We start from the raw sequence: 6,929 nt of genomic DNA on the forward strand, positions 1-6,929 counted from the left end.
CCAGCGGCACGATCGGCATGTTCACGCCTGGCTTGATGCCGTGCGGATCGGCGATCCAGGCGGCGAGGCTGCCACGGGTCAGCGGCAAGGTGGCGGCCGCCAGATGGAGCCGACTGCCGACATGGGTGAGGTCGGGGCCAGTGCGCCCGCCGGCCGGCGTGCCGCGGACCGTGTGGCACATGACGCAGGCATGGCTGAGGAAGACCTGCATCCCTTGGTATTGCTCGTCCGTCTCCGGCGGCTTGCTCGAGCGGATCTGCGCCTCCTGCCAGGCGCGGAACTCCGGCTCGCTCTCGGCCACCACGACGATGCCCATATGAGCGTGCTGCAGGCCGCAGAACTCAGCGCACTGGCCCCGATAGATGCCGGGCTCCGTGACCGTGAAGCTCAATTGGTTCTGCTGGCCGGGGACGAGGTCCTGCTTACCGGCCAGGTTCGGCACCCAGAAGCTGTGGATGACGTCGTCGCTTTCCAGCTCGAGCCTGACCGGCAGGCCCGTCGGCACGTGGATCTCGTTGGCGGTGGTGAAGACCCGGCTGGGGTTGCCATCCTTGTAGCGGACCTCCCACCACCATTGATGCCCGGTGACCTGGATGGTCACCGCCGGCTCGTCGGTGCCGAACAGCCGCTGCTGACCGGCAAAGCTGAGGCCGGTCAGCACCAGCACGGTGATGCCGGTGGCGACCACCAGGGCCGTGACGATGACGGTTGGGCGCCGCTCCTCCGACGGGTGGACGACCCGAGGCATTGGCATGGCCGTCGCTGTCCAGCGGCGCTGGAGCACCACGAGCCCGACCGCCAGCACCACCAGCAGCCAGATGATGCCCAGCAGGACGGTGAAGAGCTGGATCAGCCAGGCCAGATCGGCGGCGGTGGGACCTTTCGGGTCGAGTGCCGAGGGCCAGCCAGCACAGCCGGCCAGCAGGAGCGGCAGCGCCAGGAGCGGACGGGGCCAGGCCGGGCGCCACATGCAGCACCTCACTCCGGCATCAGCCCGCTGGGAGGCGTGCTGCCGCCCGGCACTGGCGGGCTCGGCGTCTGTCGGTTCTCCGCCGGGCGTGCATGGAGCGAATCGCTGCGGCTGGGTGCGGCCGCGGCGGGAACATTGCCGCTCATCGAGCGGACATAGGCGGCGATCTCCCAGATCTGCGGGTCGGGAATGCGTCCGCGGAAGGAGGGCATGCCGTTCGGGCGGCCTTCCCGGATGGCGGCGACGATGTTCTCGATCGAGCCGCCATAGATCCACTTGTCGTCCATCAGCGGCGGCCCGGAATCGCCGCCGCCGTTCGCATGGCAGCCGTTGCAGTTGAACCATTTGTACAGGGTCTTGCCCTGGCTCAGATGGTAGGCGTTGGTCTCGTAGTCCCGGCCCTTGCCGCTGGTCTCGACCACCGGGGCGGCCGGTCCCGCGGTGATGGTGCTGAGCGCCACCCTCTCATCCGTCTCGGCGACCGCGGCAGGGTCCGGCCGGACCTCGCGCTCTTCCCGCTGGCAGGGGCCGGCACCGCATAGGACGATCAGGAGTGGGGCCAGATAGGGGGCGCGCATCGCGTTCAGGGCTCCGCCGCTTCCGGCACTAGCGCAGCACCGGGCACGCCATAGGCGGCGAGGATGGCGCCAATCTCGGCCCGGTGGCGGTGCAGCGCGCCGGCGATCTCGTGCCAGAGCTCCAGGTCTTCCTTGCGCACGCCCATCGAGATGTCGAAGCGCATGGGCAGGATCGGGCCATCAACCTCGGGCTGGACGGGCCTCACCCGCAGGGGCGGGGTCTGGCGGGCGGCGAAATAGCCGGCGGTGGGACCCCAGACGATCGCGACGTCTATCTCGCCCTGGCCCACCGCGTCCACGATCCGGGCCGGCGGGTTGGGCTGACTATAGTCGCCATAAAGCGTGTAGCCGCGCACGTTGCCGACGATGCCGCGCCTTGCGAGCGCATGGGCCGGCGGGGTGTTGGCGCCGTCGTCGCCGACGAGTTGGAGCCCAATCTTGAGGTGGCGCAGCGCCGGGTCGTCCAGCGAGATGATCTCCGGCCGGTCCGGGCGGGTCACGAAGACATAGGACGAGCGGTAATAAGGCGGGGTGACCTTCACCATTTCGGCGGCACTGGGCAGGCCGGCCACCAGATCGCATTCGCGGGCGAGCAGGGTGTTGCGCAGGAAGCCGCGCCGCTGCGCCCACCAGGTGTAGGAGACGGTGGCGCCGAGATCCTTCGCCAGGAGCTCGACGATCCGATTCTCGAACCCTTCCTCCCGCTCGTTGGAGAAGGGCAGGTTGTTCGGGTCGCTGCACACCCTGAGTTCGCGCGCCTGCGCGGTGGCAGCGGCCAACAGCATCAGCAGGCCGGCCAGCACCGGCCTAAGGGAGCTTGAACACATAGAGCGTTCCTCCCTTGGTGGTGGCATCCGGGAAGTCGCGCATCGCGTTGACGAAGCCCTTGGCCGCCGTGCCGTCGCGCACGTCCAGGTCGGCGGCGACGACCGAACCGGCCCAGCCGCCGACCCCGGACAGGATCGCCACGTACTGGTGGCCGTCCGGACCGCGATAGGTGGTGGGCTGGCCGATGATCCCGGAAGCGGTCTTGAACTGCCACAGGACCTTGCCGGCCCTGGCGTCGACCGCTTTGAACCAGCCGTCCATGGTCCCGTAGAAGACCAGCCCGCCCGCGGTGGTGATCGCACCGCTCCAGACCGGGAACTTCTCCGGAATCTCCCAGACCGGCTTCGCATTCGCCACATCCCAGGCGGCCAGCACGCCGCGATGGCCGCCTGGGCCCGGATACATCCGGACTTCGGCGCCAACATAGGGAGTGCCGGCGATGTAGCTGACGCTCTCGACCTGCCAGTCCATGCACAGATTGTTGTGCGGGATGTAGAGCAGCCCGGTCTGGTGCGAGAAGGAGGACGGGTTCCAGTCCTTGGCCCCCGGCGCGGTCGGGCAGATGTCGCGGACCACCCGGTTCATCTGCGGCGCCTTCTCCGGCACATAGTTCAGCCGGCCGGTCTTCAGGTCCACCCCGCGCGTGGCGGTCAGATGGTGGAACGGCTCCGCGGACAGAACCTCGCCGGTGGTGCGGTCGAGCACGTAGACATGGCCGTTGCGCTCTGGCCGGACCAGCACCTTGCGCGGCTGCCCCTGCCAGGTCAGATCCAGCAGGATGTTCTCGTTGATCCCGTCCCAGTCGTACAGGTCATGCGGGCTGAACTGGTAGAACCAGCGCGCGGCACCGCTGTCGGCATCCCGGGCGAAGATGCCCGCCGTCCATTTGTTGTCGCCCGGCCGCAACTCGGCGTTCCATGGGCCGGGATTGCCGGTGCCGTGGTAGAGCAGGTTAAGGTCGGGGTCGAAGGACAGCCAGCCCCAGACATTGCCGCCACCCTGCTGCCAGGCATCCGGCGGCCAAGTGGTGACACCCAGGTCCACCCCCTGGTCCATCGCGTAGAACGGCTTGAACTCGGGACCGATCAGGACGTCCTTGTCCGGACCGGTATTATAGGCCTTCCAGACCGTGCTGCCGTCCTCCGCGCTGAGCGCCTGGATCCAGCCGCGCACGCCATACTCGCCGCCGGAATTGCCGGCATAGACCTTATCCCTGGCAACCAGCGGCGCCATGGTGAGGGTTTCGCCGGTGTTGATGTCGCCCACCCGGACCTTCCAGACTTCGCCGCCGGTCGCGGCGTCGACCGCCACGACATGGCCGTCCAGCGTGGTGTAGAAGATCCTGCCATCGGCATAGGTCGGCCCGCGATTGACCACATCGCAGCAGGCGACACCCTGCGCCGCGGCGGCAGGCTTCGGCTCGTAGCGCCATTTCATCGGCGCGCCGGGTTTGGTCAGATCGAGCGCATAGAGAATGTTCGGGTAGGGCGTGACCAGGTACATGGTGTCGCCCACCACCAGCGGCGCCGACTCCTGCCCCCGGTTCACCCCGGTGGAGAAGGTGAACGCCACGGTCAGCCGGGCGACGTTCCCGGTGTCGATCTCGTCGAGTTCGCTGTAGCGCGTGTTGGCGTGGTTCTTGGCCGGCGCCGTCCACTGGCCATCGTCCGGCGGCGCTGCCGAGGCCGGGGGCACAGGCATGGTGGAACTGTCCTGCGCGGCAACCGGCGGAGCCGTGCCCACAACGACGGCCACCGCCTACAGTGCGAGCCGGAACAGCATGCGCAGGCACCACCAGATCGGAGGATCTTCTACTTCAACATTCTTCCCCGCCGGTTGTTCCCGGCAGTGGCCATCCTCCCGCCACGACCGTGAGAGCGCGCCCGGATTGCGCGGTGAATGTCCGCGTACAGCACGGCCGAGCCATAGAAGTTCATCAGGCTGCGGTTGATGTGGAGCAAATCACACCAATCAAGCCGAAATTATGAACGCCGCTATCTTAGGAACCTCGCGTGCACCGGTCTATTTCTCGGGCAGTCGAGGCTCTTCGAGCATGAAGGAGACAATCATGGTGGTACTGAGCCCAGAGGCCGTCCGCTCGATCTTCGTCGACGGCCTGCGCAACGCCCATGCGCTGGAGAACCAGGCCCTGTCGATCATGAACCGGCAGTTGGACCGGCTGGAGAAATATCCGGAGGTGGCGCAGCGGCTGCGCAGCCATGTCGAGGAGACCAACGGTCAGATCGGCCGGCTGCAGCAAATCCTTGAATCCCTGAACGAGTCCCATTCGACTATGAAGGACCTGGGCGCCTCGTTCATGGGTAACATGGCGGCACTGGGCCACACGGTGGCCGGCGACGAGATCCTGAAGAACTCGTTCGCGAACTTCGCGTTCGAGAACTACGAGATCGCCGCCTACAAGTCGCTGATCGAGATCGCCCAGCGCGGTGGTTTCCAGAACGCCATTCCGCTGCTGGAAGCGTCCCTGAAGGAGGAGCAGGCCATGGCGGCCTGGATGGACCAGAACCTGTCCGCCGTCACCGACCGCTATCTGCAGCTCAGCATTGCCGGCGCCGACGCCAGCCACTGAAGAAAGCGGCCGCCGGCGCTTCGGCGCCGGCGGTCTGCGCCTCGTGTGCGAAGCCTCAGGCAGGTAGCCTGACGGTCAGTGCGCCGCCTGGAGCGGACGGGCTGCCGCCATCGCGGCGACGATGGCGTGGGCTGGCACCGGCTTGGTGAAGCAAGGCACATCCCGATAGGTATAGGGGAGGACGGCCGGGTCGTAGCCGGTCGCGAACAGGAAGGGCACGCCATGTTCGGCCAGCGTGTCCGCCACCGGAAAGCTGAGCTGCCCCATCAGGTTCACGTCCAGGATCGCCCCGTCGATCGCCCCGGACCGGGCGATCTGGTTCGCCTGGCGCAGGTCGCTGGCTGGGCCGACGACCTCGGCGCCGGCGCGCTCCAGCGCCTGGACGATATCGTCCGCCGCGAAGAAATCGTCTTCCGCAACTAGGATGCGCCGGCCCCGCAAGGGGGCGCTGCGTCGTTCGATAGCCATGTTCCACCCGGACTCCCGCCAGCCGGGCGTTTAACGTGCCAGAGACGCAGAGGTTCCTTCGACATGGTTTCTGCCGGCAAGCGCCCGAGGAAGACGGGGTCTTTCCAGCCGTGGCATGAATGCTGGGCCGGACAGGTTCCAGTTCACCCGCCCTTTGGTCATGGACGGCCAGAAAGCTCGAGCGAGGCTCTAGCGCAAGGTCGGTGCCGCGGCCGCCTGGGCGCCTGGCTTGCCGGCGGGTGGCGTCGTATCGAAGCGCACCGTGCTCCCGGGACTCAGTGAGCGGGTCTCGCTCCCCACCCTGATCGTGATCGGCGGGCTCGCTACCGGGTCGCTCACGATCTCCAGGCAGTCCTCCCTGATGTCGACCCTGAGCGAATGGCCGCGATAGCGGAGCTGGAACCTGAGCCGGTCCAGTTCGTCGGGAAGCCTGGGCTCGAACCAGAGCTCGTCGCCGCGCAGGTCCAGGCCCGAATAGCAGCGCTGCAGGAGGTCGACCGTTCCGGCCATCGCGCCGAGATGGACGCCCTCGGCGGTGGTACCGCCCTGGACGTCCTCGATGTCGCTGCGCAGCGCCTCGCGGAATAGCGCCCAGGAATCGCGACGGGAAGAGCGGGCCAGTACCCAGGCATGGACGACGCTGCTGAGCGTCGATCCATGCGAGGTCCGCTGGAGGTAGTAGTCGATGTTCTTCCGGATCATCGAGCCGTCGAACGCATAGCCGAGCCTGGCGAAGGTCGCGGCCAGCGAGTCGTGGGAAAACAGGTAGAACAGCATCAGCACGTCGGCCTGCTTCGACAGCTTGTACCGGTTCGGCGTGTCGTTCTCGGCCTCCAGGACCAGGTCGAGGCGCATGATGTTGCCGTAGCGCTGGCGGTAGCCCTCCCAGTCGAATTCCTCGAGTTGCTCGTAGCCCTCGAACTGGCTGATGATGCCGTCATCGTGGAAGGGCACGAACATCTTCCGGCTGATCTCGTCCCAGCGGGCCAGCTCCGCCCCGTCCAGCCGTAGCGTGTCGCAGAGCACGCGGCAGCGCTCGTCGGGGAGGATGTCGAACAGGCGCAGGGCGCATTCCAGGCACCAGGCGGCCATGACGTTGGTGTAGGCGTTGTTGTCCAGGCCGGGCGTGGCGCTGCCGGGATAGGCGTCGTGGAATTCGTCTGGGCCCACCACGCCGCGGATCTCGTAGCGGCCGCGCCCGGCGTTCCACTCGGCGATGCTGCTCCAGAACCGCGCGATCTCGAGCATCAGCTCGGCGCCGGAGATGTAGAGGAACTCGAGGTCGGCGGTCGCCTGGTAATAGTGCCAGATATTGTAGACGATGGCCGCGTTGACGTGCCGCTGCAGATGCGAGTTGTCGCGGATCCAGCCCCCGGAGCGGGGATTGAAGTACATCGTGTCGGTCTCTTCCCGACCATTGCTGCCGCTCTGCCAGGGGAACATGGCGCCGCGATAGCCGGCCTCCCGTGCTGCCCAGCGCGCTTCCGGCAGGCGG

Annotated in this window: 7 protein-coding genes; 1 reads left to right on the top strand and 6 read right to left on the bottom strand. The window is 67.3% G+C overall.

What is annotated here, in order from left to right; translation table 11 throughout:
* The 4 genes from coxB to EQG76_RS20520 all read right to left on the bottom strand — a co-directional run.
* A partial coding sequence (gene coxB / locus EQG76_RS20505; protein WP_159716198.1) for a cytochrome c oxidase subunit II occupies positions 1-970 on the bottom strand: 970 nt, incomplete at its 3' end.
* Positions 971-978: 8 nt separating this feature from the next.
* Positions 979-1,548 carry a c-type cytochrome gene (locus tag EQG76_RS20510; RefSeq protein WP_159716199.1) on the bottom strand — a complete coding sequence of 190 codons (570 nt, stop codon included), beginning with the start codon at positions 1,546-1,548 and terminating at the stop codon, positions 979-981.
* Between the two features lie 5 nt (positions 1,549-1,553).
* On the bottom strand, positions 1,554-2,375 hold the full coding sequence (locus tag EQG76_RS20515) for a substrate-binding domain-containing protein (RefSeq protein WP_159716200.1): 822 nt from the start codon (positions 2,373-2,375) through the stop codon (positions 1,554-1,556).
* Positions 2,356-4,077 carry a methanol/ethanol family PQQ-dependent dehydrogenase gene (locus EQG76_RS20520; RefSeq protein ID WP_159716201.1) on the bottom strand — a complete coding sequence of 574 codons (1,722 nt, stop codon included), beginning with the start codon at positions 4,075-4,077 and terminating at the stop codon, positions 2,356-2,358. Before EQG76_RS20520 ends, EQG76_RS20515 begins: the two co-directional genes overlap by 20 nt.
* Positions 4,078-4,444: 367 nt before the next feature.
* Between EQG76_RS20520 and EQG76_RS20525 the strand changes: the two genes are divergently transcribed.
* On the top strand, positions 4,445-4,966 hold the full coding sequence (locus EQG76_RS20525) for a ferritin-like domain-containing protein (protein ID WP_159716202.1): 522 nt from the start codon (positions 4,445-4,447) through the stop codon (positions 4,964-4,966).
* Between the two features lie 75 nt (positions 4,967-5,041).
* On the opposite strand, the gene EQG76_RS20530 is transcribed toward EQG76_RS20525, so the two are convergent.
* On the bottom strand, positions 5,042-5,434 hold the full coding sequence (locus EQG76_RS20530) for a response regulator (RefSeq protein ID WP_200840979.1): 393 nt from the start codon (positions 5,432-5,434) through the stop codon (positions 5,042-5,044).
* Between the two features lie 189 nt (positions 5,435-5,623).
* Positions 5,624-6,929: glycosyl hydrolase family 65 protein (locus tag EQG76_RS20535; RefSeq protein ID WP_321573493.1), on the bottom strand; the 1,306-nt coding region annotated here is incomplete at its 5' end.

Source organism: Geminicoccus flavidas (assembly GCF_009806515.1).
Taxonomy (GTDB): domain Bacteria; phylum Pseudomonadota; class Alphaproteobacteria; order Geminicoccales; family Geminicoccaceae; genus Geminicoccus; species Geminicoccus flavidus.

Bases quoted from the DNA above. Each gene is read 5' to 3' on its own strand.
- EQG76_RS20510 (WP_159716199.1), bottom strand. From the start codon at position 1,548: ATGCGCGCCCCCTATCTGGCCCCACTCCTGATCGTCCTATGCGGTGCC.
- EQG76_RS20515 (WP_159716200.1), bottom strand. From the start codon at position 2,375: ATGTGTTCAAGCTCCCTTAGGCCGGTGCTGGCCGGCCTGCTGATGCTG.
- EQG76_RS20520 (WP_159716201.1), bottom strand. From the start codon at position 4,077: ATGCCTGTGCCCCCGGCCTCGGCAGCGCCGCCGGACGATGGCCAGTGG.
- EQG76_RS20525 (WP_159716202.1), top strand. From the start codon at position 4,445: ATGGTGGTACTGAGCCCAGAGGCCGTCCGCTCGATCTTCGTCGACGGC.
- EQG76_RS20530 (WP_200840979.1), bottom strand. From the start codon at position 5,434: ATGGCTATCGAACGACGCAGCGCCCCCTTGCGGGGCCGGCGCATCCTA.